At 41.3% G+C, this 26593-nt stretch carries 24 protein-coding genes; 16 read left to right on the top strand and 8 right to left on the bottom strand.

Translation table 11 applies throughout. The annotated features are described in order from the left end of the window. Positions 1 to 24 precede the first annotated feature (24 nt). The 4 genes from L4D20_RS12735 to rsmF all read left to right on the top strand — a co-directional run bounded on the left by L4D20_RS12735 (position 25) and on the right by rsmF (position 7324). Positions 25 to 1821: an ABC transporter ATP-binding protein gene (locus L4D20_RS12735; RefSeq protein WP_428801970.1), complete on the top strand. Its 1797-nt coding sequence runs from the start codon at positions 25 to 27 to the stop codon at positions 1819 to 1821. A gap of 105 nt (positions 1822 to 1926) precedes the next feature. Continuing rightward, positions 1927 to 3177, top strand: a complete 1251-nt coding sequence (locus tag L4D20_RS12730; protein WP_428801969.1) for a PqiA/YebS family transporter subunit — start codon at positions 1927 to 1929, stop codon at positions 3175 to 3177. Further along, on the top strand, positions 3170 to 5800 hold the full coding sequence (locus L4D20_RS12725; protein WP_428801968.1) for a PqiB family protein: 2631 nt from the start codon (positions 3170 to 3172) through the stop codon (positions 5798 to 5800). The genes L4D20_RS12730 and L4D20_RS12725 overlap by 8 nt, the downstream gene beginning before the upstream one ends. Before the next feature lie 99 nt (positions 5801 to 5899). Then, positions 5900 to 7324, top strand: a complete 1425-nt coding sequence (gene rsmF, locus L4D20_RS12720) for a 16S rRNA (cytosine(1407)-C(5))-methyltransferase RsmF (protein ID WP_428801967.1) — start codon at positions 5900 to 5902, stop codon at positions 7322 to 7324. A gap of 187 nt (positions 7325 to 7511) precedes the next feature. Here the strand turns inward: rsmF and L4D20_RS12715 are convergent, their stop codons facing one another. After that, positions 7512 to 8378, bottom strand: a complete 867-nt coding sequence (locus L4D20_RS12715; protein ID WP_428801966.1) for a CvfB family protein — start codon at positions 8376 to 8378, stop codon at positions 7512 to 7514. A gap of 101 nt (positions 8379 to 8479) precedes the next feature. Between L4D20_RS12715 and L4D20_RS12710 the strand changes: the two genes are divergently transcribed. After that, positions 8480 to 9865 carry a hypothetical protein gene (locus L4D20_RS12710; RefSeq protein WP_428801965.1) on the top strand — a complete coding sequence of 462 codons (1386 nt, stop codon included), beginning with the start codon at positions 8480 to 8482 and terminating at the stop codon, positions 9863 to 9865. On the opposite strand, the gene L4D20_RS12705 is transcribed toward L4D20_RS12710, so the two are convergent. Both L4D20_RS12705 and L4D20_RS12700 read right to left on the bottom strand, forming a co-directional pair. Further along, a complete protein-coding gene (locus tag L4D20_RS12705) occupies positions 9862 to 10335 on the bottom strand; it encodes a DUF4442 domain-containing protein (protein WP_428801964.1) in 474 nt (157 codons plus the stop codon). The genes L4D20_RS12710 and L4D20_RS12705 overlap by 4 nt on opposite strands. A 228-nt stretch (positions 10336 to 10563) precedes the next feature. Next, on the bottom strand, positions 10564 to 11469 hold the full coding sequence (locus L4D20_RS12700; protein ID WP_428801963.1) for a putative PEP-binding protein: 906 nt from the start codon (positions 11467 to 11469) through the stop codon (positions 10564 to 10566). Positions 11470 to 11667: 198 nt separating this feature from the next. Between L4D20_RS12700 and L4D20_RS12695 the strand changes: the two genes are divergently transcribed. Both L4D20_RS12695 and L4D20_RS12690 read left to right on the top strand, forming a co-directional pair. Then, entirely contained in the window at positions 11668 to 12717 is a 1050-nt protein-coding gene (locus L4D20_RS12695; RefSeq protein WP_428801962.1) for a 3-deoxy-7-phosphoheptulonate synthase, read from the top strand. Positions 12718 to 12739: 22 nt separating this feature from the next. Then, positions 12740 to 13225 (top strand): YajQ family cyclic di-GMP-binding protein, encoded by a 486-nt coding sequence (locus L4D20_RS12690; RefSeq protein ID WP_428801961.1) that lies wholly within the window; start codon positions 12740 to 12742, stop codon positions 13223 to 13225. 153 nt (positions 13226 to 13378) lie between these two features. Here L4D20_RS12690 and L4D20_RS12685 read toward each other — a convergent pair whose 3' ends face one another. Next, complete coding sequence (locus L4D20_RS12685) at positions 13379 to 14317, bottom strand: precorrin-2 dehydrogenase/sirohydrochlorin ferrochelatase family protein (RefSeq protein WP_428801960.1); 939 nt, start codon at positions 14315 to 14317, stop codon at positions 13379 to 13381. Between the two features lie 454 nt (positions 14318 to 14771). On the opposite strand from L4D20_RS12685, the gene L4D20_RS12680 reads away from it, so the two are divergent. The 6 genes from L4D20_RS12680 (at position 14772) to L4D20_RS12655 (ending at position 20461) form a co-directional block, all read left to right on the top strand. After that, complete coding sequence (locus L4D20_RS12680) at positions 14772 to 15800, top strand: amino acid ABC transporter substrate-binding protein (protein ID WP_428801959.1); 1029 nt, start codon at positions 14772 to 14774, stop codon at positions 15798 to 15800. Between the two features lie 135 nt (positions 15801 to 15935). Continuing rightward, the gene (locus L4D20_RS12675; RefSeq protein WP_428801958.1) at positions 15936 to 17132 is read left to right on the top strand and encodes an amino acid ABC transporter permease; all 1197 of its coding nucleotides are present in this window, start codon (positions 15936 to 15938) and stop codon (positions 17130 to 17132) included. A gap of 1 nt (position 17133) precedes the next feature. Continuing rightward, on the top strand, positions 17134 to 18231 hold the full coding sequence (locus L4D20_RS12670) for an amino acid ABC transporter permease (RefSeq protein WP_428801957.1): 1098 nt from the start codon (positions 17134 to 17136) through the stop codon (positions 18229 to 18231). Between the two features lie 21 nt (positions 18232 to 18252). Beyond that, positions 18253 to 19011, top strand: a complete 759-nt coding sequence (locus L4D20_RS12665) for an amino acid ABC transporter ATP-binding protein (protein WP_428801956.1) — start codon at positions 18253 to 18255, stop codon at positions 19009 to 19011. Positions 19012 to 19251: 240 nt separating this feature from the next. Then, a complete protein-coding gene (locus L4D20_RS12660; protein ID WP_428801955.1) occupies positions 19252 to 19917 on the top strand; it encodes a Bax inhibitor-1/YccA family protein in 666 nt (221 codons plus the stop codon). Positions 19918 to 20131: 214 nt separating this feature from the next. After that, a complete protein-coding gene (locus tag L4D20_RS12655; RefSeq protein WP_428801954.1) occupies positions 20132 to 20461 on the top strand; it encodes a TusE/DsrC/DsvC family sulfur relay protein in 330 nt (109 codons plus the stop codon). A 21-nt stretch (positions 20462 to 20482) separates the two neighbouring features. On the opposite strand, the gene yccX is transcribed toward L4D20_RS12655, so the two are convergent. Continuing rightward, complete coding sequence (gene yccX, locus L4D20_RS12650) at positions 20483 to 20755, bottom strand: acylphosphatase (RefSeq protein ID WP_428801953.1); 273 nt, start codon at positions 20753 to 20755, stop codon at positions 20483 to 20485. Between the two features lie 104 nt (positions 20756 to 20859). Between yccX and L4D20_RS12645 the strand changes: the two genes are divergently transcribed. Further along, the gene (locus L4D20_RS12645; protein WP_428801952.1) at positions 20860 to 22263 is read left to right on the top strand and encodes a methyl-accepting chemotaxis protein; all 1404 of its coding nucleotides are present in this window, start codon (positions 20860 to 20862) and stop codon (positions 22261 to 22263) included. Positions 22264 to 22503: 240 nt separating this feature from the next. Then, positions 22504 to 23277, top strand: a complete 774-nt coding sequence (locus tag L4D20_RS12640; RefSeq protein WP_428801951.1) for a siderophore-interacting protein — start codon at positions 22504 to 22506, stop codon at positions 23275 to 23277. A 133-nt stretch (positions 23278 to 23410) separates the two neighbouring features. Here the strand turns inward: L4D20_RS12640 and L4D20_RS12635 are convergent, their stop codons facing one another. Together L4D20_RS12635 and L4D20_RS12630 are read right to left on the bottom strand one after the other, a co-directional pair. Next, positions 23411 to 23875, bottom strand: a complete 465-nt coding sequence (locus tag L4D20_RS12635; RefSeq protein ID WP_428801950.1) for a GNAT family N-acetyltransferase — start codon at positions 23873 to 23875, stop codon at positions 23411 to 23413. A 202-nt stretch (positions 23876 to 24077) separates the two neighbouring features. Beyond that, complete coding sequence (locus tag L4D20_RS12630) at positions 24078 to 24374, bottom strand: c-type cytochrome (protein ID WP_428801949.1); 297 nt, start codon at positions 24372 to 24374, stop codon at positions 24078 to 24080. Positions 24375 to 24799: 425 nt separating this feature from the next. On the opposite strand from L4D20_RS12630, the gene L4D20_RS12625 reads away from it, so the two are divergent. Further along, on the top strand, positions 24800 to 25729 hold the full coding sequence (locus tag L4D20_RS12625; protein WP_428801948.1) for a LysR family transcriptional regulator: 930 nt from the start codon (positions 24800 to 24802) through the stop codon (positions 25727 to 25729). A gap of 122 nt (positions 25730 to 25851) precedes the next feature. Here L4D20_RS12625 and L4D20_RS12620 read toward each other — a convergent pair whose 3' ends face one another. After that, positions 25852 to 26511, bottom strand: coding sequence for an NAD(P)H-dependent oxidoreductase (locus tag L4D20_RS12620; protein WP_428801947.1), 660 nt, complete (start codon positions 26509 to 26511; stop codon positions 25852 to 25854). Between the last annotated feature and the right edge of the window lie 82 nt (positions 26512 to 26593).

The following is a 26593-nucleotide window of genomic DNA, read 5'->3' as shown; positions in this document are numbered from 1 at the left end:
CTGAAATAGGGATATTTCGACTCTATGACAACATCAAACGATACTATTAGCCGCTCTTGGTTATTAATTCAAGTAAAAAAACACAAGTCCTTGCTCATCTTTGCAAATTCAATAGCTGTTGTCGCAGCACTTATCAGTGTGCCTATTCCTCTGCTTATGCCCTTGATGGTCGACGAAGTATTGCTTAACCAGCCGGGTTCAGGCTTGGCTATAATGAACTACCTACTGCCTAATGAACTTCAAACCCCAACGGGCTATATTGTCCTGACCTTACTAGCAGTCATATTGATGCGTACATTAAGTCAGGCGCTAAATATCTTACAAAGTCGTCAATTTACCTTGGTATCAAAAACGATTACTTACAATATTCGTACTCTGATGATTGATAAGCTTGGCCGCATCAGTATCAAACAGTACGAAACGAAAGGAAGTGGTGGCATTAACGCCCACTTAGTCACTGACATAGAGACCATTGACAAATTCATCGGCGGAACGTTAAGTAAGTTCATCATAAGCCTATTAACGGTTCTAGGCACAGCCATGGTTTTGCTTTGGCTAGAATGGCGGCTAGGGCTGTTTATCCTCTTAGTGAACCCCATTGTTATCTACTTTTCTCGAAAATTAGGAAACAAAGTAAAACACTTGAAAAAGTACGAGAACCAATCCTTCGAACGGTTTCAAAACAGGCTGATCGAAACACTTGATGGTATCTATCAACTAAGAGCGGCCAATAAAGAGAAGCTTTTCCTTGAACAACTGAAAAAAGACGCTGATCAGATCCGTGTCGACGCCGACAAGTACGCTTGGCAGTCAGAGGCCGCAGGCCGCTTCTCATTTCTTCTATTTTTATTAGGGTTTGAGCTTTTTAGAGCTATGGCAATGCTTATGGTTCTATTTAGCGACCTAACGATTGGCCAAATATTCGCGGTCTTTGCTTACCTTTGGTTTATGCTTGGCCCAGTTCAAGAACTGCTCAGTATCCAATTTTCTTGGTATAGTGCCAAGGCTGCACTTTCCCGTATCAACGTGCTATTGGCAATAGAAGAAGAGCACCGACCAGTAAGCAAAATCAACCCTTTCACCGATGAGCAAGAAGTTGACGTCACAATTAGTAACATTAATTTCTCTTATAATGATGAAAATCAAGTGCTTAATAACTTATCACTCACTATACCAGCCGGAAAAAAAGTAGCGCTTGTTGGCGCTAGCGGCGGTGGTAAATCGACGTTAATTCAATTACTTATAGGTGCGTACCAACCTAGCTCTGGGTTAATTCGGTTTAACGGTGCTCCAGCAACTGATATCAGTTATGAGATAATTCGAGATCAAATTGCCGTGGTTTTACAACAACCTATACTCTTTAACGACACGTTGAGGCATAATCTCACGCTTGGTAGTGATATTGACGACTTGTCACTATGGAGAGCTCTTGAAGTTGCTCAGATGCAAGACGTCATCAAGACACTGAATCACGGACTAGATACTCAAGTTGGTCGAAACGGGATCAGGCTTTCCGGTGGACAACGGCAAAGGTTGGCTATTGCGAGAATGATCTTAAGCAACCCAAAATTCGTCATATTAGATGAGGCAACGTCAGCACTGGATACGGCAACTGAAGCTGCACTGCATAAAGCGTTAAATGAGTTCTTAAATGGACGTACAACCTTAATTGTTGCTCATAGACTCTCTGCGGTTAGACAAGCTGACCTAATCTACGTTTTAGAAGACGGTCAAGTGAGCCAGACAGGCACTCATGGTGAATTACTGTTGCAACAAGGTTTGTACCAGACTCTGTATGGTCCGGTACAATCCCACGCTTAACGTGACAATGTCACCTGTGTGTTGTTGTCTTAATTACTTCAAACGACTCGTGTTGTTTAGAACTTAACTTTTTAATCTTGTTTAGAACTTATTTTTATAGGAGTAATGGTGGGATCGCTGACTAAACACTCTTCCAATCCGGTAGGCGTACGTCTCTGTCAAGGCTGTGAATTGCCAGTTGATGTCGTAGCCGTAAAACAAGGAAGCTCAGCATATTGCCCAAGATGCGGTACTCAACTGTACCGTGGTGGTACTCCATCACTTTCAGGTAACTTGGCAATCGCTCTCACCTGCCTTGTGCTGTTTATTCCATCACACTTTTTCGACTTTATTAGTATCCGTTTAGTTGGGGTATTAATTCCAGCGACCCTACCTTCAGGAACGCTCATTTTAATCGATGAAGGTTATATCGGCTTAGCACTGCTTATTCTATTTTGTAGCTCATTAGCACCATTAACGGTGTGTCTTTCTGTAGTCACGACTCATATCGCGTTGAAGATCCGCTCGTTTACACTGCTCCGCTACTCTCTCACGATAGTTCAAGGGCTAAAGCACTGGGTGATGATCGACGTTTTCCTCGTTAGTATCGCTGTATCGTGTTTTAAATTACAAGACTATTCAGATATCTACATAGGGCCTGGGTTATATGGCCTAGTACTTCTGCAGCTATTTACCGTTCTTCTAATTACAAGGGTCAGTGTTAGACGCTATTGGGAATCATGGCATCAAGAATCAGATTACCATTTTATGGAAAAAAACATTCACTGCCACAACTGCCACTTGTCTCAAGAAGAGGCAGAACTTTGCGTCCGCTGCCATCAACCGCTTCACCACCGTACACCCTATTCTATCCAAAAAACATGGGCATTCTTAATAGCAGCAACCGTTGCTGTGTTCCCTGCTAATCTAATCCCAATCTCCATTTTGTATACTAATGGACAACGCCAAGAAGACACCATCATGTCTGGTGTTATTGAGCTGGTAAATAGCGATATGTACGGAATCGCGGCGATCTTATTTATTGCGAGTATCGTCGTTCCAATTGCAAAAATTATTGGCCTTACCTATCTATTGTTAGCCATTCACTTAAAGAGAAGCGTTTTCAATCGTCAAAGAATGATGGTGTATTACGCAGTCAAGTGGATCGGAAAATGGTCAGTTCTCGATTTGTTCGTTATTTCCATCATGTTAACCTTGGTTGATAGAGGACAAATATTAAATTTCACCCCGGGATTCGGGGCCGTTGCTTTTGGCGTAGTTGTGGTTATGACCATGCTAGCTGCAGAAAGCTTAGATCCTAGATTGATATGGGATAACCTCCCTGAATCAAAGAAAAAAGAGTCAGATAATGAGTAATGGAGCAACACAACCGTCGTTTTCGCCCAATGTTAAACGCAACAAAGGTATCTCTCCCCTTTGGCTATTGCCTATTCTCACGTTCGTTCTGGCTGGATGGCTTGTTGTAAAGTCGATTCAAGATGCAGGGCAACGAATCGAGATATACTTCTCAGATGCTCAGGGACTTGTCGCAGGCCGTACGACTATTCGTTATCAGGGTCTTGAAGTCGGCATGGTTAGAGACATTAATCTTTCGGAAGACTTAGAAAGTATTTACGTCGACGCTGATATCTACCCTGAAGCCACCAAGCTTTTATCTAAAGAGACTAAGTTTTGGTTGGTTAAACCAACAGCGAGTTTAACCGGTGTATCAGGTCTTGACGCTTTGGTCTCGGGTAACTATATCTCCATTTATCCAAGCGACACCTCGAAAGAGCTTGAAACAGAGTTTACCGCACTTGATAGGCCTCCTTCTGATTTGCTCACCAGTAAAGGTCTGAATATTCGTTTAAAGGCTCGAGATCTAGGTGGCATCTCCATCGGTTCTCAAATCGTATATAAAAAGATCCCCATTGGCGAAGTCTACGATTATCAACTCGATGATGATTTGAAAAGCGTCATTATCAAAGCATCGATACAAGATGAATATAGACATATCATTACTGATGAAAGTCGATTCTGGAACGTCAGTGGTATCGGCGCCAACATTGGATTTGAAGGTGTTGATGTTCGTCTAGAGAGCTTTAGTGCTCTTTTATCTGGCTCTATTGCTGTGGATTCACCTGGGGGTGGCGAAGCAATATCCAAGACTACCGAATACAGATTGTATAAAGACCTAAAAACAGCTGGTCGAGGTATCCCGATCAAAATCGCATTGCCAGATGATAGCAACATAAGCTCATCGGGAGCGCCTATCATGTACCGCGGTTTGGAGGTTGGTCAAATTACTAGTCTCCAACTTAGCGAGGGGCGTGAACAGATTATTGCATCCGCTGCGATTCAACCGGCCTTTAGTGATATGTTAACCGCTAAAAGCTCGTTCCTATTGGAAGAAGCAAAGGTATCTCTAACTGGCGTAGAGAACATTGGTAATCTAATCAAAGGGAATTATTTATCCATTATCCCGGAAGAAGGCAAACGTTCTAGACGTTTCACTGCAATTAGAAAAAATGAATTCAATAAAGACCAATCACGCTCTGTCGCGATTAACCTAGTTGCTGACAATTCTTATGGACTAGATGTTGGAGCGGGTATTCTTTATAAAGGGATTAGTGTCGGCTCGATTACAAACGTTCAATTAATTGATGATAACGTTCATCTCAGTACATTAATCGACAATGACTATGCGCATTTAATCCGTTCTAAAAATCGCTTCTACGTAACAGGAAGTGCATCAGCCGAACTTACAGAATCCGGCTTGAGCATCTCAGTTCCACCGGCGAAGCAGCTATTAACCGGTTCAATCAGCTTTGTTAGTGAAGGAAATAAAAAGGCAAACAAAAACTACCAGCTCTACGCGAGCCAATCATTAGCGGAACTTGCCAAATATAACTTATCTGGCTCAAAAAGCATTTCTCTATTTGCTAAAGAGCTGCCAGCGATTTCAAAAGGAAGTCCTCTACTCTACCGCAACTTACAAGTCGGTAGCATTGCCGACTTCATGCTTGTCGATGGTGGTATCAAAATTAAGGCAACCATTGAAAACCAGTACAAACACTTGTTAACCGACCAAACTGTATTTTGGAATAGATCTGGAGTTGAAATCGATGCGTCTCTAGCCGGAATCAGTGTAAAAGCAGCCCCTTTGAAAACGCTTATCCAAGGTGGTATCGCTTTTGATAACCTTGCAGGCGTTGAAAATAAAATCAGTGATAGCTGGAAGCTGTACTCAGACTTTAATCAAGCTCGTAAGTTCGGACACGTCATCACGCTGTTAACCAACGATAAGAATGTAGTCACCAAAGGGACTTCACTGAAATACAATGGTGTAAAAATTGGTGAAGTTACATTAGTTACACCCAACTTCTCCAATCAACAGGTTGAGTTAAAAGCGCGTGTCCTTCCTGAGTATTCACAACATATCGCACGGGATGGTAGCTACTTCTGGGTTTCCAAAGCGAAAATTGGTTTATCCGGTGTAGAAAACCTCGAAAGTATCTTAAGCCCTTCCATTTTGGTACAACCAGGGCACGGTGAAAAATCAAACCAGTTTACCTTACAACAAACTCCTAAAGATCAACCAGGAGTGACCTTCACTTTGCAAAGTGAAAATCGCGGCTCAGTGTCTGTAGGAACACCAGTTCTATACCGTGACATGCAAGTTGGTCAGGTCATTGATATTAAGTTAGGTGAATTCGCAGACCGAATCATCTCGACGCTTCGTATCGATAGCCAATACGCTCATCTTGTTCGTGCTAACAGCGTTTTTTGGAATACTTCGGGGTTAGATGTTTCAATCGGAATCACTGGTGCAAATATTAAGTCAGGGACACTTGATAGTATTTTGAAGGGTGGCATTACCTTTGCAACACCAGAAGGTAAGCAACTTCAGCCAATTGCAACGGAAGACCAATCTTTCTTCCTTTACCCTAGCCCAGAAGATAAATGGACTAAATGGCGAACGCCTATCCCTAAGCCTTAGCGTTTATCCCGATAAAAAGCAGCGAATTCGCTGCTTTTTTTATTCTTCGGTATAGAATTTAGTTATAATCGGCGCAACTTCTATATCTGAGCTACCGCTGTGCATTCGAACATCCAACTACCTGAAGAGTTTTTAAGCGAAATTGAGGCTATTCTTCCATCCTCACTTAACATGCAGGACTTCATTGATGCATGTAAGCGTCCCTTACGCAAAAGCATTCGTGTCAACACTTTAAAAATAACAGTCACTGATTTTATCGAACGAGCCAAAGTCAAAGGGTGGGAATTGGAACCTGTTCCATGGTGCAAGGAAGGTTTTTGGATAACCGTCGATGAGTCTGTTGTTCCTCTTGGAAATACGGCTGAGCACATGTCTGGGCTTTTCTATATTCAAGAAGCTAGCTCAATGATGCCTGTCACCGCTCTTTTTGATGACGCTTCAGCCAATTATCAAAGTGTCCTTGATATGGCGGCTGCTCCTGGTTCAAAGACAACTCAAATAGCCGCCTTAATGAATAACAGTGGCATCTTAGTTGCCAACGAATATTCAGCGAGCCGAGTGAAAGTGTTGCACGCAAACATTGAGCGCTGTGGTATTAAAAACGCGGCTCTTAGTAATTTTGATGGCAAGGTATTTGGCGGGTGGCTACCAGCTCAGTTTGACGCTGTATTGATTGATGCTCCATGTTCTGGTGAAGGCACAATTCGCAAAGATGCTGATGCTATGAAGAACTGGAGCCTGTCTTCAGTAAAGAGTATTGCTGATACTCAAAAAGAACTCATCGAAAGTGCTTTTCATGCATTGAAACCAAATGGCGTACTAGTCTACTCAACGTGTACTTTGAGTACTTATGAGAACCAACAGGTTTGCCATCATTTAAAACAGACGTTTGGTGACTTAGTTGAATTTGAAGACTTAAGCGGCTTATTCCCTAATGCTTCACTAGCAACAACGTCAGAGGGCTTTTTACACATATTTCCACAAGTTTATGACTGTGAAGGCTTCTTTGTTGCTCGCATTCGTAAGACTGGAGAATCAACACCTCCAGAAGTTAAAAAGCGCATGGGTAAGTTCCCCTTCGAAAAAGCGGCGAATAAAATTCAAGTGGATATATCTAAACAGCTAAAAGAGACGCTTGATATAGACCTTCCCGACGACAGCAGTGTTTGGCTAAGAGAGAAAGATGTTTGGTTATTTCCAAACGCTCTAGAGCCAATGATTGGACAGTTCCGTTTCTCTCGCATGGGTATAAAAATTGCTGAAACCCATAAAAAAGGTTATCGCTGGCAACATCAAGTGGCTACAACTCTTACACTAGGTCATGAAAAAAATTATGTAGTTCTTTCTATTGAGGAAGCTCGCGATTGGTTTATGGGTAGAGATGTTCGACCAGATATGACGCCGGGTAAAGGTGAAGTCATAGTTAAACTAGGTAACGATGTGATTGGATTAGGTAAATGGGTTGGCAATCGAGTTAAAAATGGCTTACCTCGAGAACTAGTCCGAGATAAAAATCTGTTTTAAACCGTAAAACGATAGTATGAAATTCTAGTGCCTACGCATATACCCAATATCTTGTACTATAATTTATAGTGAATTAAAGGTACGAAACAATTAGCGTAGGCTCCTATAGAGCCCTTCCCCTAGGCCCAGAACAGGATGTTTTGGGCCCTTTTTCGAAATTAGCTCTTCTTACCTACAGCCGCACTTTCTAATCCGCAGCCGATTGTTCAGATGCAGAAGAATCAGCCATACGGATCCCATCAGCTTCAATAACAATCTTTCCTTGCTTATACAAGCCACCGATAGTTTTTTTGAACGTGCCTTTACTCGTTCTAAATGTCGTAAAGATAGCATCAGGCGAAGACTTATCGTTTAGCGGCAAGAAGCCACCTTTCTTCTCTAGTAAATCAAGTACCTTAGTACTCAATTCATCCATCTTAGCAACACCAATCTTTTGCAAAGATAAATTCACTTTGCCATCATCTCTTACTGATTTGATGTAACCTTTAAGCTGCTTACCAATAAATAGTTTACCAAACACGTCTGAAGGGAAAATCATGCCCCAGTGCTCACCATTTACGATCGCTTTATAGCCTAAATCACTACGTTCAGCGATGATCAAATTTACCTGTTCATTAACAGTGTATGCCGCAGGTGTCTTATCAAGTAGTTTATTGAATTTCGTTGTACCAACAATTCGACCAGACGCTTTATCTGAATAAACATAAACAAGAATCTTCGATCCTTCACGCAGGGTGCCACGCTGTTCACTGTATGGAACCAACAGATCTTTCGCTACTACACCCCAATTAACAAATGCACCAGTGCTATTAACACCAACCACATCCATTAGTCCCCACTCTCCTACTTGCGCAATCGGCTTTTCAGTGGTGGCGGCAAGTTGGTTCTCTGAATCAAAATACAAAAATACATCGATGAACTGGCCAATTTCTACACCTTCAGGCATATGTTTTTTCGGTAATAACGTCGAACCGAAGTCGCCAGCGTCCAAAAATACGCCGAAATCAGCCTTCCTTACTACTTCTAAGTTGTTCACTTGACCAACATTAATCATTTTATCTGTCTCTTTTTAAATTTACGGAGATTATAACTAAACTCTGTTATCCTTTCCCTAGTTCTATTCATTAATTTATAGATAAATTTCAGGAGCACTATTTGGTCACCGTCGATAAACATGACGCAATCACTCTCAAAATTTCTCACGCTATGGCTTTGACCAAAAAATCAGATTTAGATTTCTACTTATTTGTGCCTGGTGAGCTCGGTTTATCTCCTGAAGTTTTAAGCGAAAGTGCCTTTTACTATAGTTCTATTAATCAAAAAAGAACCTATTTTAGTGACAAAACACTACTGCCACTGGTACATAGTAGACTTGCCAAACGTGGTCGACTCTCAACAACTCAATATCGTGTCAGTTTGAGTTTGTTCGCATATCAATATGTTATCGCACTCGATAAAGCCGTAGGTGAGCTTAACAAGCACAACACTGATGCCGTCAATGCTGATGACGTAGATGAAGTTATTGAACTTGCACTTGATATACTTAAGCGCCTTAGACGTGCTATCCCTTTTGAAGAGAGTTTAAAGCGCTACTACGCCAACATCGATAATTACTTATCTTGGTATACGGGTCAAAAGTTCATGTCTTTGGTGGCTCACATGCCACGAGATGGTGACTATAAGACGGTTAAAGAACGTCTTATCACTATTGTTGAAAAAGAAACGGCCCATAGAAAGCTCAATAATTACAACTCAAAGAAAGTCCGAGATGACGTAACGCGCATGAGTAATAAAATGCGCTTGCTACGCCGCTTAATTGAGCACCCTATCGTTCTAAAAGAAAAGGTCACCTCTTTAGGCAAAAATATGAAGCGCGCAGTCAAAGGAATTGCGACTGGGCTTGTTATGGTCTTCGTTACCATTATTGCCGTCGTAGCCCGTGATTATTGGGGGGAAATTACCGCTTCCTTTATCGTGGCTATGTCATTTGTGTATGCACTGAGAGAAATATTTAAAGATGATTTAAGAGATGTTTTATGGCGAGTGATTCGAAAAGGGAAAGCAAAGTGGCGTCGGAAGTATATTGACCCAACGACAAATAAAGCCGTTGGACAAAAGGATGAATGGCTCGACTACACCGCAATGAGTAAGCTTCCTGATCGTATCTCATTAATTCGTAAAAAACGGGTTGTACAACGTGAAGAGCAGATTCTTCATTACCGCTCTGAAACCGAAATGTCGACTTCTCGATTTATGAGTGGTTACGAAGAGACTCGAGAAACATTGCAGTTAAGCATGCGTGGCCTGACTCGCTTGATGGATAAGGGCTCTAACAAACTCTACCAGCTCAACAACGGGCAGGTAACCAAAGAGTCAGTAGAGAAAAGGCATCTACTTAACCTTATTGTTAGAGAAAATAACCATAATGACGAGGTCCGCTACTACCGCTGGAAGATCATTCTTAATCGAAGCAAGATTGTTGCAATCGAATCTATTGAACTCGAAAACAACAAGTCAGTTAAAGAGGCGTCAGAGAATTAGACCCGCTTTAAAGACAAAGTAAGATAAAACACCGCCATCGGCTCATCCCCATGTAGGGTTGGGCTGGTCGCAGTAATCTTTACGGCTTGATTGACACGCTCGCCACTTGCAATTGTCTCATCTAACATTTGATCAATGAGCGCCCCGTCCTCACAGTGAAAATGCACATCCGCCTCTGGTCGCTTCAAAAACTCCCCTTCTACAGACTTAAACGCTAGTGAGATTTTCTCTCCTCTCGCTTGAGCTTTACTCATTGCCATAAAGCCACCAGCGACATCTGCACCTAGGCATAACACGCCAAAATACATACTGTTTAGATGATTCTTACTGCGTCGTTTTAACGGGATTTTCACTTCTACACGTGAACTGTCTAATTGCACTATCTTGGGTCTGGATAGCCAAATGAAGGGCACTTTGAAAAATCCAAAGAATGCCAAGTACATGTTCGCTTTTTGAAGCTGAGATAACATAGTGATTTCCTTCCACAAGGGTCATCCGACCACTTAATCCAACTTAAAGCAAGTTGTCAACGTTCTCAGTCTTATAACGAGATAGCTTACCGATTTTGGCAAACAGTAAGGCAAATAAAAAGCCTAGGTTCAATTAAACCTAGGCTTCTAGTTACAATGTCACACGCTAAAATCGGTCTTAAAAGTGTGGCATTTTTGGCATCTACGAAAAACCACTAGCCCGCATTACTAGCCTGTAATAATCACTTCGATACGATTTTGCTCTACAAGATAAGCGTGAAGCTTTTTGTGTGGCTGTATCGCGTGAGCAACCAGAACTAATGGTTTTTTAGCCGTTAATGTCGCTTTTGAAATTAACTCAATAAGATGAATAACAGCCTCATTTTCAGAGTCAAAGCTATGCTCTAACTTTTCAGCAGTTCTATCTATGCCAAGTGTAAACTGGGTTAAGTTATCCAAGTTAACCACCGCACCATCAAAGTAATGCAGTAAACGATCAGCAAGTAGAACCGCAGAAGGCACATCGACACTAAACAGTACTTTCAGACCGTTTAATCCTCTTGGCAGCCCCTGCTCCGCTAACTTATCTATAATAGTCGCTGCATCAGCGAGAGTCCGTACAAAAGGTACAACAATCTCTACATCAATGTCTTTTTCACGTAGCGATTTGATCACCTCACATTCTAGTGCAAAGGCAGACGCATACGAGCTTGATGCAAATCGAATAACACCACGCAAACCAAGCGCAGGATTTTCTTCTTTCTCTTCTAGAGTACCAGCAATAAGAGAGCCAAAGCCTCTACTATCACTATTACTTAAACAAATACGTACCGCTTTATGCTGTTCACTAATCGCACCTTCAATGTGCGTGCACATCGTTGATACAAAATGTTCTTTAACACTTTGGTTTGAAAGAATTGAAGTCAAAGAAGCTTGTTCAATATCAAGCAGATCGTTGTTGTTATCAACCAGTGAAGGGTGATAGAACATCTTATCCATGATCAAGTCAGCGATAGAAACATAAATATGATTACCGCAACTTTGCTGTTCTTCAGTACTTCGTTCTTGAGAAAGTGGAAATGCATCCCCCAGTTCAAAATCGCTCACTAAACTGTTGTTATTTGGAAGACTCATTACTGCTCCATGTCTAATTGACGGCTATTTTTATCGAAAATACCGACTGAGTACTGGAAACACAAGCAAAATTATCATTCTGTAAAGCCATGGGGAAGCTATATAGTCATATGTCGGAAAGAATCGAGCTAAACAGTTTATTCCTAGCCCCATTTCCGTTATCTTTACGGCTTCGAAATAAAAGGTACAGGCAATCGCATGCCATTAAAAACAGATGAATTAAGAACCCAACCTTTGGGTCCTATGCCGACTCCGGCAGAGCTTGGAAGCGCTCATCCTATTACTGAAGACGTTGCGAGCAAAATTGCTCATTCTCGTCGCCAGATTGAAAACATTTTAACAGGTCAAGACGAGCGCCTTTTGGTCATCGTTGGGCCGTGCTCAGTACATGACACTGAAGCAGCACTAGACTATGCAGCGAAACTGGCTGAAGTTCAGCAACAATACAGTGATGAACTGTTTATTGTTGTGCGTACTTATTTTGAGAAGCCAAGAACCGTTGTTGGCTGGAAAGGCTTGATTACCGACCCAAATCTTGATGGCTCTTACGCGCTTGAAACTGGTCTCAATAAAGCTCGTAAGCTACTTCTCGATATCAACAAACTTGGTCTTGCAACAGCGACCGAATTCCTCGATATGATTACAGGTCAATACATTGCAGACCTTATTTCATGGGGCGCAATTGGGGCTCGTACTACAGAATCTCAAATACACAGAGAGATGGCTTCTGCCCTTTCCTGCCCTGTAGGCTTCAAAAATGGTACCAATGGTAATGTTAAGATCGCTATTGATGCTATTCGTGCATCGAACGCCTCTCATTACTTCTATTCACCAGATAAAAACGGACGCATGACGGTATACCGTACAAGTGGTAACCCATTTGGACACATTATCTTACGTGGTGGTGATCAAGGTCCTAACTTCGATGCAGAATCGGTCGAAGAAGCATGTAACAAGCTAGATGAAGTCTCTTTACCTACGCGTTTAGTCGTTGACTTTAGTCACGCGAACTGTGAAAAACAGCACCGTAAACAACTCGATGTTGCTAAAGATATTTGCCAGCAAATTACATCAGGTAAGAATCGTATTGCTGGAATCATGGCGGAGAGCTTCATTGTCGAAGGTAACCAGCCTATGACTGACCTTAACAACCTAACTTACGGCCAATCGATTACTGATCCTTGCCTAAGCTGGGATGATACTAAGACTATGCTTGATATGCTCGCTAGTGCGGTTAAAGCACGTTAAAACCTAACACAAGGACAGAAACATGCCTTCATTTGATATTATTTCAGAAATCGATACTGTTGAGCTTAGAAACGCCGTTGATAATGCATCTAGAGAGCTAACTACTCGTTTTGATTTCCGAAACGTTACCGCTAGCTTTGAGCTTCTAAAAGATGAGAATGTAAAACTCTCTACTGAAAGTGATTTTCAGCTAAAGCAGATGCGCGATATCTTACGCTCACAGTTAACAAAGCGTGGCATTGACCCTGCGTCGATGGAATCTTTAACAGCAGAGCAAACTGGTAAAAGTTGGCATCAGAATGTTTCTTTTAAGCAAGGTATTGATACACCTGTTGCGAAGAAAATTGTTAAAGCTGTGAAAGATTCAAAAATCAAAGTTCAAGTTTCTATTCAAGGTGAGAAAGTTCGTGTTAACGGTAAAAAACGCGATGACCTTCAAGCAGCGATGGCATTGGTAAAAAATGGCGAGCTTGGCCAGCCTTTTCAGTTTGATAACTTTAGAGACTAGTATCGTCTTATCTTAATCGTCTCAAATAAAAAAGCCGCTAGCTTGGTGATTCCAAACAATAGTGGCTTTTTTGTATCTGAAGCTTTTTAGATTTTCAGTAGTCAATGAATAATAGAAGATTCATACTACTAGCCTAAGAGCTTAACTATGTGATTACTTAATAGTTCCAGGAAGCAAAAACTCATCATTTTTCATCAACAAAGCGTATTCGTGACTATTTTCTGAAATAAAGACACAAACTCGCATATCTCGCTCTCGAGCAGTTTGTAGTTTGTCGGCCAAATCCATCGGCGATTTAAAGCTGAAACGATCGGCATCTCGACGAGATAAATCAACAAACGCATGTGGGCAGTCTACATGATGCAATATTAACTCTGATTGCTGCATATAGCGCATCGCTTTCATTGTAAGCAGCTCAACATCGTCGTTAAAGCAGATCCAATAACAGAAACCAGTCTCGTCAATACCGGACTCCAATTGCTCTACATAGTATTGTTCGAGTTGTTCTCGACTATTGGCATTACATACCGCCGAAGAGTTTAGAAATTGCTCCCAAAACTTTCTCCTTTGAGACACCGACGTCAGATTTTCTTTTATCGAATTTCTTTTTGATGCAGCGAAATCAGCAATCAAAGATAAATTATGAGGCAGCACTGTCTCCAGTGTCTCACGTATATTACGGACTAATACTGGCGATGCTCCGCCACTTGAAATAGCAATTTGTATGCGTCCGCGGTTTACCATGGAAGGTGTGATGAAATCACAGTACGGGAGATCATCAACAACATTGACAAGAATCCCATGACTCTTTGCATCTTTATAAACTTGATGATTTAACTCTGGATTATCGGTCGTCGCCCACACCTGAACATATTCTTTTTGAATACAGTCAGATGAATAAAAATGCTGAACCCACTGGCATTTATTTTCAGATACAAGCACTTGTAGGTAATCATCTATTTTAGGTGATGTAATGGTCACCAACGCCCCTGCTCTAAGCAACGCGTCAACTTTTCGACACGCGACTTCACCACCACCAACAACCAATACAGGTTTGTTTTCTAAGTCCATAAAAAGTGGAAAATACTGCATTTCAATCCCTGAACTAGTTATATATCTATTAATTACATCCTAACAGAATTGGGGCAATGATTTCATCCCACAGCCTGTTTGTATTTATTTTTAACCGAATTTACCTACAAGTCCAGCTCGTAATGCCATATTGAAAAGAATACACATATTTTTACACTTTATTTACATGAAAGTTAATTGCATTCGTTCTGTTGCGTTTTTCAGGTGCACTGTTGCACTATTTACAAGCTAGTAACATTTCGTCATTCTAACAACTGTTCGGTAATGTGATTCTTGTCAAATAACTTTTGCTATTAAATATTTGAGAAAATACAAAACCTTACCTACGCTTAAAAAGAGTTGAAATCCGTAGAACGAAAGTCGCGAAATTTCAACCTAAAAACAATAACAACATTTTTAGCACGTTGTATCAGGTGTCACCTGGTTTAACATGGATCATACAGGAAGGATACAAATGACAAATAAACTAACACTTCTTGCTTCTGTTGTAGCTGCATCGACTGCCCTGATGTCGACTACAGTTTCTGCTGCAGAGAGCACTCTGGATAAAGTTACTAAACAAGGATTCCTAACTTGTGGTGTCAGTACTGGTCTACCTGGGTTTTCTAACCCAAATTCAAAAGGTGAGTGGGAAGGACTCGATGTAGAATATTGTCAAGCACTTGCTGCGGCAGTTCTAGGTGATAAAACTAAAGTCAAGTATGTACCGCTAACTGCTAAAGAACGTTTCACTGCTCTTCAATCAGGTGAAATTGATGTTCTTTCGCGAAATACAACATGGACGCTACACCGTGATACAGCTCTAGGTCTAAACTTTGTTGGCGTTAACTACTATGATGGGCAAAGCTTCATGGTAATGGATGATTTGGGCCTTACCAGCCCTAAAGAGCTAGATGGTGCGTCTATTTGTGTTCAGTCGGGTACAACAACTGAATTAAATCTTGCCGACTACTTCCGTAACGAAGGCATGGCATACAAACCAGTTGTATTTGATACGGCAGCTCAAACCTCTAAAGGGTTCGATGCAGGTCGTTGTGATGCTCTGACAACTGATAGCTCTGGCCTATACGCTCTTCGATTAAATCTTACAGACCCGAGCAAAGCCATAGTAATGACAGACATCATTTCAAAGGAACCACTAGGTCCAGTAGTTCTACAAGGCGACGATCGATGGTTCAACGTTGCTAAGTGGACACTTAACGCAATGTTAAATGCAGAAGAGTTTGGTATTACGTCTAAAAATGCCGACGAAATGCTGAAGTCAAATGATCCAAATATTAAGCGCATTCTAGGAGTCGATGGGCCTAAAGGTAAAGGTTTAGGTATCCGTGACGATTGGGGTTACCAAGTAATCAAACAAGTTGGTAACTACGGTGAAAGCTTCGAACGTACTGTAGGTGAAGGTTCACCACTTAAAATCTCTCGTGGTGCAAATGCTCTATGGAATGCTGGCGGCTTTATGTTCGCTCCACCAATCCGTTAATAGCGATAAAATTGGGCGGTCTAGGCCGCCCTTTTGCTATCTGTAGTTAATTAGTGAATCTACAGTTTAAAGTACAAAACTATTATGAAAATAAGTACGTTTTATAATAAAAATGGATTTTGAGGTTATTGTTGTATGAAACCCAATCAAAGTACTGCACCGACTCCTACGGGAAAGAGTGCTAGCCTGCTATACAATCCCACTTTTAGGTCTGTTGTCTTTCAGATCGTTGCCGTACTGGCTCTATTCTTTTTCTTTTACTCTATAGTCAATAATGCCTTAACCAACCTTGACGCTCGTGGTATCGCGACAGGTTTTGGTTTCCTAGACCAAGAAGCGGGTTTTGGGATTGGCCTTACACTCATCGAATATGACGAAACATACTCGTATGGACGAACCTTTTTCATCGGGTTACTCAATACGGCATTAGTTTCATTTATGGGGATTATACTTGCCACAGTTATTGGATTTTCAATGGGTATCGCCCGCCTGTCATCCAACTGGTTAGTAAGTCGATTAGCTGCTGTATACATAGAGATTTTCCGTAACATCCCTTTGCTTTTACAAATTTTCTTCTGGTATTTTGCAGTGTTACAAGCTTTACCATCACCAAGGCAAAGTATGAGCTTGGGTGAAGCTATTTTCCTTAACGTACGTGGATTATATTTCCCTGCTCCTGTTATGGAGCAAGGCAGTGGCATTGTTATCGCTGCGTTTATAATTGGCGTCATTGCGACTATTTTCATCAGCATTTGGGCAACAAACAAACAAAAACTTACAGGGCAACAGACACCTATGGGCCGAATTATTCTGCTCCTTTGTGTTGTAATACCTGTCATCGTCTATTTCCTTATGGGTTCACCGATTAGTGCTCAATACCCTGAACTCAAAGGATTTAACTTTAAAGGTGGTATCAGTATTATCCCTGAGTTAGCCGCTCTTCTATTAGCCCTTTCCATCTATACCGCAGCATTTATTGCGGAGATAGTAAGATCAGGTATTAATGCGGTAAGTCACGGTCAATCAGAAGCGGCAATGAGCTTAGGGTTACCTCGCTCACGAACGCTTAAACTCGTTGTAATTCCACAAGCACTTAGAATTATCATCCCACCACTAACAAGCCAATATCTAAACTTAACCAAAAACTCATCTTTGGCTATGGCGATTGGTTACCCCGACCTTGTTTCAGTCTTTGCAGGTACTACCCTCAACCAGACAGGGCAAGCGATTGAAATCATTGCAATGACTATGGGTGTTTATCTAACGTTGAGTCTATTAACGTCCGCATTGATGAACGTGTATAACCGTAAAGTGGCGCTGGTGGAGAGATAATATGAGCATACATCAATTTCAACCTGATCTTCCGCCACCTGGTAACACCGTTGGCGTTGTAGGCTGGTTTAGAAAAAATCTATTTAATAGCCCAGTAAATTCAGTTGTAACCGTCATACTTGCCTACTTAGTCGGATCTATGCTTTTAGGTGTACTAGATTGGGCATTTATCAATGCTGATTGGATTGGTACGACACGTGATGACTGTAGCCGTGAAGGTGCATGTTGGGTCTTCATTAGTGTACGCTGGGATCAGTTCATGTTCGGGTTCTACCCGGAAGCTGAACTGTGGCGACCAAAGTTCTTTTACGCAACATTAGCAATTTTCACTGTTCTATTGGCCTATGAGAAAACGCCAAAGCGCATGTGGATATGGTTATTCTTTGTAAACATCTATCCATTTATTATTGCTGGGTTACTTTACGGTGGTGTTTTTGGGCTAGAGGTTGTGTCTACTCACCGTTGGGGCGGATTATTAGTTACTCTAATCATCGCTCTTGTCGGAATCGTAGTTTCTCTCCCTATAGGCGTTGCACTGGCGTTAGGTCGTCGTTCAGATATGCCGATTATACGCAGTATGTGTACTGTATATATTGAGATATGGCGTGGTGTCCCACTTATCACGGTTCTATTCATGGCGTCTGTAATGCTACCGCTGTTTTTATCTGAAGGGTCTGAAACAGACAAATTGATAAGAGCACTGATTGGTGTCGTTATGTTTAGTGCAGCCTATATGGCGGAAGTGGTCCGAGGCGGTTTACAAGCAATCCCTAAAGGCCAATATGAAGCAGCAGATGCGCTAGGTCTAAGTTATTGGAAAAAGACCGGGCTTATCATATTGCCTCAAGCGCTTAAAATTACAATTCCATCAATCGTAAATACCTTCATTGGTTTATTTAAAGATACCAGTCTAGTTCTAATAATTGGTATGTTTGATGTACTAGGGATAGGACAAGCTGCAAACACCGACCCAGAGTGGTTAGGTTTTTCATCGGAAAGTTATGTATTTGTCGCGTTAGTGTTCTGGGTGTTCTGTTTCAGCATGTCGAGATATTCGATTTGGCTCGAAAACAGATTAAACACTGGTCACAAACGATAATTTAAAGCTCAAGGACGTATTATGACGCAACAACAAGACACTACCCAACCAATGATTCAGATTAACGATATGAACAAGTGGTATGGCGAATTTCACGTATTAAAGAACATTAACCTTACTGTAAACAAAGGCGAAAAAATCGTTGTCTGTGGCCCTTCCGGCTCTGGTAAGTCAACAATGATTCGCTGCATTAACCGCTTAGAAGAGCACCAGAAAGGCGACATTTTTGTATCTGGTAACGAATTGACTGAAGATCTTAAAAACATAGAGGCTGTTCGAAAAGAAGTCGGGATGTGTTTCCAACACTTCAATTTGTTCCCTCACTTAACTGTTTTAGAAAACTGCACGCTAGCTCCTATTTGGGTTAAGAAAATGCCTAAGGAAGAAGCTGAAGCCATTGCAATGAAATACCTAGAACGCGTTAAGATTCCAGATCAAGCGGATAAGTTTCCAGGTCAACTATCTGGTGGTCAACAGCAACGTGTTGCGATCGCTCGCTCTCTATGTATGAATCCTCAAGTCATGCTGTTTGATGAACCAACATCTGCACTCGACCCTGAGATGGTTCGTGAGGTACTGGATGTAATGGTTGAGCTTGCTGAAGAAGGCATGACCATGATTTGTGTGACCCACGAAATGGGCTTTGCAAAAGAAGTGGCAGATCGAGTCATCTTCATGGATGCCGGTGAGATCATCGAAGAAAACAACCCTGTTGATTTCTTTGAAAATCCTCAATCGGATCGAACTCAAAACTTCCTATCTCAGATATTGCACCACTAAAGAAGGCATGTGTGAGTTTCTTCATCCAAATTTGCACTCCTTCGATAATTTGCAAATGTAAGTAAAAAGAGGCGATAATAGTCGCCTCTTTTTTTGTTTATATTGTGTTACATCTTTTGAAACACATAACACACTATTTCCATTATTATTTTAGTTAGCGTTTGTTACGTCATGGGTTGATTTTTTCTAACAATAGCCCCATAAATATACTTATAAGCTAAATTCTTCACGAGGAAGATTATGAACAGTCCTATGTTTACTCGCACTTCAACACAAGAAAGTGCTCTACAAACCAACAAAGTATTGCGTAACACATACGCCCTACTTTCAATGACTTTACTATGGTCTGCTGTTGTAGCAGGCGTATCAATGGCGATGAACCTACCTCGCCCTGGCCTAATCATTATGCTAGTAGGCTTCTACGGTCTTTTATTCTTAACGGAGAAAAACCGCGATAACAGCATGGGTCTTGTTTTTACATTCCTATTTACGGGTTTCTTAGGCTACACAACCGGCCCAATCCTTAACATGTACATCGGCGCGGGCATGGGCGATGTGATTGTTACGGCACTAGGCGGTACAGCATTAGCGTTCATGGGCGCATCTGCATACGCTCTAACAACTAAACGCGACCTATCATTCCTAAACGGTATGTTAATGGCTGGCTTTGTTGTTCTATTGGTCGGCATGGTAGCAAACATCTTCCTGCAAATGCCTATGCTTCAGCTAGCGATGAGCTCTATGTTTATCCTATTCTCTACTGGCGTTATTTTGTTAACTACACAAAACATCGTTCGTGGCGGTGAGACAAACTACATCTCAGCAACGATTAGCTTATACGTATCTATTTACAACATCTTTATCAGCTTGCTAAGCATTCTTGGCATCATGAATAGCGATGACTAATTAGCTTTGATATTCACACTAATGTGAATTTAAAGTGACTTAGATTGAAACCCAAGAACCTTGTTCTTGGGTTTTTTTATCCCCTTAGCTTTATTACCAAGAGTCTTTTTTCTCTGAGACGTACAAGTAACTTGAGTTCAACAGCTAAGCTAATGTACCCTAGCATCGCTTTAACCTTCACTATTAATAACTCACTGCTAAATAAGAACGCCCAATGTTTAAATACAACGACAAAGAAATTCAGACTGACGCTCAAGGCTACCTACTTAACCATGCTGACTGGGAAGAAGGGATGATTGAAGCTCTCGCTCAAGACGAAGGTATCGAACTTACTGATGCTCACATTGAAGTCGTCCACTTTGTTCGTGATTTTTACGTAGAGTTTAATACGTCTCCTGCAGTTCGTATGTTAGTCAAAGCGATGGAAAAAGCACACGGCGCTGAAAAAGGTAACAGTAAGTACCTTTTCAAACTGTTCAAGAAAGGTCCGGCTAAACAAGCAACTAAGCTTGCTGGGCTACCAAAGCCAGCCAAGTGCCTATAAATTTCTAATAGTGGCGTAGCCCTAGGTAATTTGAAAATCAGTACGGGAAGTGGCCATCGCCTCTTCCTTTAAAATTCGGTCCACCTTTGCCAATCTTGGTCCTTGTTCTAACCAACCTTCCAGCTCTTCCATTTCACTCGTTGCACCGCTGGCTAAAACTTCAACGTCTCCGTTGTTCAAATTTCTCACATATCCGTGCAAATTCAGTTCATTTGCTTTCATCGCTGTGAAGTACCTAAAACCGACTCCCTGTACAGTACCCGATACTGTGAACTTGCAGCATTTTTGAAACATTATCTGTAACCCCACGTTTTTATTAGTGATATATTTACCATCGTCTATTTGTGCCAATTATCAATAGTGGCAATTTGGTTTGTTTTATTTGGATACTAATTATTATGAAAGAAACAGCTTTTCGATGGATCGATAAATATCTCATCCACTTAAAAATTCAAGAAAAATTCTATTTACTTCTACTTCTTCCCCTTCTTGCGCTCGGCATGTTAACGGTCGTTTTGGATAACGCCTCAGACACAATGTTGGATCATCTTTATCAAGATGAGCTTCTTCTGATGAAGAACCTCATTGAGGCTGGTGACTTATCAAGACAACAAGTAAGTAGCATTCTCGCTAACTCCGAAAGTATTTCACTAGGCTCAGGTGAAGGATCCGTGTCGGTGTTGAACGGCACGTATTCAATCGTAGCTTCTCATGACATTGATATTTGGCACTCTCTAAGCACCACACAAATAGCTCTAATCTCCACAACACTCTTAGTCATTACACTTGGCGTTTATTACATAATGACCTTCATTGGCGGCGCTATGTTCACCATGAATAAAGCATTAGCAACGCTTGCCGACGGTGACCTCACTCAACGAATGAATTTCTTCCCCGTTAGAGATGAGTTTAGCACCATTGCCATCACCATCGATAAAGTTGCCGATCGCGAACAAAAAATGGTCGTTTCTATTCAAGAGTCCATCGCCCTTATGCAGCAAATCAGCTCTGATCTAAACCAATCGACCCAACAAAGCTCCAACATCTCTAACACTCAACAAGAGCATCTAAATTCACTAGCAAGTGCAACGGAAGAGATGGCCTCTACGATTCGTGAAGTAGCGAGTTTGGCTCATGATTCTAGTAACCAAACAGAAGATGCGAAAAGCGTCGCACAGCAAGGACAAGGTAAAGTTTCAAATACACTTAGCTCTATCTCAAACCTTTCAAACGAAGTACGTTCGGCGTCTGAAGCTGTTGAAGAGCTTGATTCAAATGCCGCGCAGATTGATGACGTTGTAACGACTATCAATGGCATATCTGAGCAAACTAATTTACTTGCTCTGAACGCTGCGATTGAAGCTGCACGCGCCGGAGAACAAGGTCGTGGATTTGCGGTAGTGGCTGATGAAGTTAGAGCTCTAGCAGGTCGAACACAACAAGCGACAGTAGAAATTCAATCGATGATTGAAGCATTGCAGCGTAACAGCCAATCTCTCACTAAGTTGATGGATGTAACGGTAAACAACGCCGATGAAGGACAAAGCCTAATGTCGGAAGTGAACCAAGAGATTGGTGAGCTGGCCGATAAGAACCAGTCTATCTCGGATGCAAGTATTCAGATTGCTACCGCCGCAGAGCAGCAAGGCGTCGTCGCAGACAGTATTGCATCAAGTGTCGAAGAAGTTCGCATTCAAGCGGATAGCGTATGCCAGTTAATCAGCGCAACGAATGGAAACATAGAACAGCTTAGGCAACAAAGTAACAATATGGAATCGTTGTTGACCGGTATCAAAGCGTAGCGCTTACCTGAAACTTAAGGCTAACTAGACTATAAAGGCGAACCCCGAGCTTTCATTGAAACTCACATTGGTTCGCCTTTCGTTTTTCTAATTCCTATATACATAAACCACTGGGTAATGTGCGAATGTACTTTATTCCATATCAAAAGTAACATTTGTAAATATTATTAAATAGGCTATTCATCAAGTCACGCAATTGTTAAGCTGAATGCAAATGAGAATACTTATCGAGATCAATCAATGAATAAACCTAACCCAACTGAATTGACCGTTATCCACTCAGAAAAAATTTCACCTAATATGAGACGCATAACTCTCCACGACAATGCTTTAGCGCACTTACCTGACGACTGCGAAGGAAGCTACATCAAATTATTATTCAATTCAGAGGGTCATACGGATTTAAGTAGTATATCTGATGGTGAGCGCCCTATTATGCGAACCTATACCATTCGACGCTACTCCCCTGCTCTGCGTACGATTGAAGTCGACTTTGTCACTCATATTACACAAGACCTTCAGTGCGGCTTTGCTGCACGCTGGGCAATGAACGCCACGGTTGGGCAAACAATCAATGTCGTTGGTCCCGGTAATATTCAAGATATGAATATCGATGTAGATTGGTTCTTCATGGTCGCCGATATGACCGCATTGCCTGCTCTCTCAGCGAAAATTAAAAAACTCCCACGTGATTCAAAGGGCTACGCGGTGATTAAAATAACCGAGAAAGGTGATATTCAACCTTTGAATGCCCCTGACAATTTTCAAGTCGTTTGGATAACTGGAGAGGAATCACTGGCATCTAATGTTAAGGCACTTCCTTGGTTAGAAGGTACTGCGTCTGTTTGGACAGCTTGTGAGTTTGACTCGATGCGCGAATTACGTCAGTACTTCCGTAATGAGAAAGAAGTGGAACGCGAAAATATTTATATCAGTAGTTATTGGAAGCAAGGTATTTCAGAAGATGGTCACAAAGCTATCAAGCGTAAAGATGCCGATGAACAACCAAATTAAAGAACAAACAATTATAGATTAACCTTTACTTTCTTTCTGTTAAGACCTGATGGCAAGGTAACTTTCACTTAAGTACTCTTGCCAATTTTGTTTTGACAGCTGATAGTCAACTAGAGCTTTGAACCAGTGTATCTTAGACAACGTTCAGGTCATAGGTCAAAAAACGACTGTGTGGATCAAGTTCATAATCTGAAAATGGTTCGCAGTACCGAAAGCCAAATTTTTCATACAGGCTACGTGCTGGCAAGAAGTAATCATCAGAACCCGTCTCTAAACTCATCTGTTTATAACCATGTTCAACAGACGACTTAATTGCATGACGCAACAATTGAGTCGCAACGCCCGAGTTTCTTGCATGAGCAGGGGTACGCATTGATTTTAACTCAACATGTTCATTGTCTAACGCCTTTATCGCAACACATCCCTTTAGCATTCCATCCTTCCAAGCACTAAAGAATGTGATATCTGATGATTTTAATGCTTCCACATCAAGGGCATGAACACTCTCTGGCGGCGATGTCGCATACATATCAGCGAGATGTTCCTCAAGAAGACGAATAACGCTTCCGTCTTCCAAATTATCGATTTTAATATCCATACTCAGCTTAATTCCTTAGTTTTTTTAATTTTTTGTACATTCAAATGAGTTTATACAGCATGAAAATAACTTCATCTAAACTGTCTAAAACTAACTTTGGGGGAGTACTTTTCCAATACAAATACGTCATTCCTGACCGTATGAGCCTTTTCTAGTAGCTAAGGGGGTAACAGCTAACCAAACTGAACAAAAAATGCGTGATTTAAAGAGATTTTACGTACGCAGATATTTTGTCGCTCTCCTCTTTGGGCATATTAGGAAAACTCGGCATCTTTGCTCCTGACACACTAAGCGATGTGATTTTATGCGATATTTGATCTTCTGTTAAAGCGGTTGCCCTATTGGCAGGAATCCCTTTTAGAAAGCGACCTTGTCCAGTTTTTTGATGACAGCTAGAACAATGATGTTCAAATAGCTGTTGACCCGTTGTTAACTCTGGATGGTCATGAAGGTCCCTATCACAGCCAGTTATCAGTACGATAAAAGAAATCGAAGTCATCAGCCGCAATGCGTATCTCCTTATTCGTTAACCAAGATGCCTACACAAAGCATCAGTTTCAATTGACGTGATGGACGTTCAGCTTATTAAACAGTTTCTTAATTTATTAAATGACCAAGCTAACAAACGTATTGGCAACACAACCTGTATTTCGATCAGTCATGCCTTAACTCAATCAACATCAGCCTGTTAACATATGATTAATTTAATATATCTCATTGCACCCTAGAAAAGTAACACATATTTCACATATCACACTAGTTACGTAATTTTCACTAGGCAATAATGTAATAGTTAGTCGGCTACCTAACAGTAAAAGTTAAGTGCGTTGAGGGCTCGGAACGAATATGATGAGTATTGTTAATGCTTATCCTCTACTTTAACCAATAAAGAAACGCTCGTTCCATATAGGTCAAGGAGATTACATGTCGATATCCAATCAGCTGCTACTTTTTTTGGATGTAGTCCAACAAGGTTCATTCACTAAAGCTGCAAGCCTGCATGGCATGGACAACTCTTCACTTTCAAAACAGATAAAGAAACTAGAGCAAAGCTTAGACGTACAGTTACTCAACCGCTCTACTCGCTCGTTTTCTTTAACCTCGGCTGGAGAAGAGATCTTAGAGCAAAGCCAAATGCTGCGAGATACACTCGGTCACATCCAGCTGATCGCGGATTCTTATCAAGCTAAGCCAAAGGGTGTTCTAAGAATCACTTCCCCTATTTACTTTGGTCAAGAGTACCTGCAACCCGTCATCACACAATTTATGACCACCTACCCTGATGTTAAGGTTCTTCATTCATTAGACGATAAAAAAGCCGACATCATTGCTGACCAATTTGATATAGCCTTCCGTCTTGGTAAGCTCACTGAATCAAACTTGATTGCGAAAAAGGTAGCGAATACCCATTTTGTACTGGTTGCTTCCAACAGTTTTATCGAAAAGCATGGTGAGCCTTCTACACCCAGTGACCTCATTCACCTTCCTGCCATTATTTACGGGAACTATGATCTTACTATTGAAGAATTAAGCATAAATGATGCACCAGAGAGTAAGGTCTACACTAATTTAAAAATGAAGGGTAACTACCAAGTAAGCGACGTTCGAACTATGGTCAATGCAGTTAGAGACGGTCTAGGCTATGCGCTCATTGATTTATCTAACCTTAATAAGCCTATTGAAGAACTCGGCTTGAAGGTATTACTGTCCGAACACCATATATCAACTAGAAACACCGCCATCTATGCGGTTTACCCTCATAGAAAGCACACAAAACTTGCCCAGGAATTTATCAAAGCGGTCGTAGAGTATATCGGGACCCCACCTCTCTGGCACAGTTACCTCAATAAGTAAGCGATATAGCTACTTTCATTTCGGTAATTGGAACTCGGGTTATTTTTATTTCCCTCTCAACAAAAAAGCCTAAATGGTAAACATTCAGGCTTGGTATAAAGTCTTGTATTTCTAGTTAGGCATTAAAGCACAGTAATTACATCGTCCATCGTTAAACGGGCTTTTGGTAAGCCGTGATTATAGTCTTCACCACCTTTGTGGTAGCCCATCGCTAAAGCAAAGTCACACGTATACCCTTCTAACTCATCTTTAAATATCTCACCAATGAGTTCCGAATCAACACCTTCCATAGGCGTAGAAGCAATCCCTAAACGAGCTAGAACATGGAGTGTATTGCCTAGTGCTATGTAGGTTTGAGCCTTAGTCCAGTTGCCATTAAATCCAGCATCGTCGGTATTTAACTCTGCAAATGAAAAGCCACCATTTAGTTGTGCCTCAAACATGTCCGCAGGCAAATGGCCAGACGTCACTTCTACATCAATGACTTTCTTGTATTGCTCTTTAGTAAAACGAGGGTTATTAGCAAACAAGATGGTATGTGATGCTTCTTTTGCATGCGGTTGGTTAAATTGATGAACGTTAGCAAACGTATCATGGAAACGCTGTTTTGCTGCATCGCTCTCGATTACGATGAATTTCCAAGGCTGAGAGTTAATCGAAGAAGCGGATAAGCGGATTGCTTCTTTAATCACTTCCATATCTTCTGATGAGATTTTTTTAGTCGCGTCATATTTTTTTGCAGTATAACGATTGTTGAGATCTTTAATGATTTGGTGTGACATGATGCTTTCCTATTGCGCTTTCTAATTAAGCTTTTCTGTTGGCGCTATATTAGACACATGACCAGAGATGAAAAAGAGCAAT

Source organism: Vibrio kyushuensis, assembly GCF_050337325.1.
In the GTDB taxonomy this organism is placed as follows: Bacteria; Pseudomonadota; Gammaproteobacteria; order Enterobacterales; family Vibrionaceae; genus Vibrio; species Vibrio kyushuensis.
Note: the sequence above shows the minus strand (reverse complement) of the source record. Positions and strands in the feature narration are given on the sequence as shown.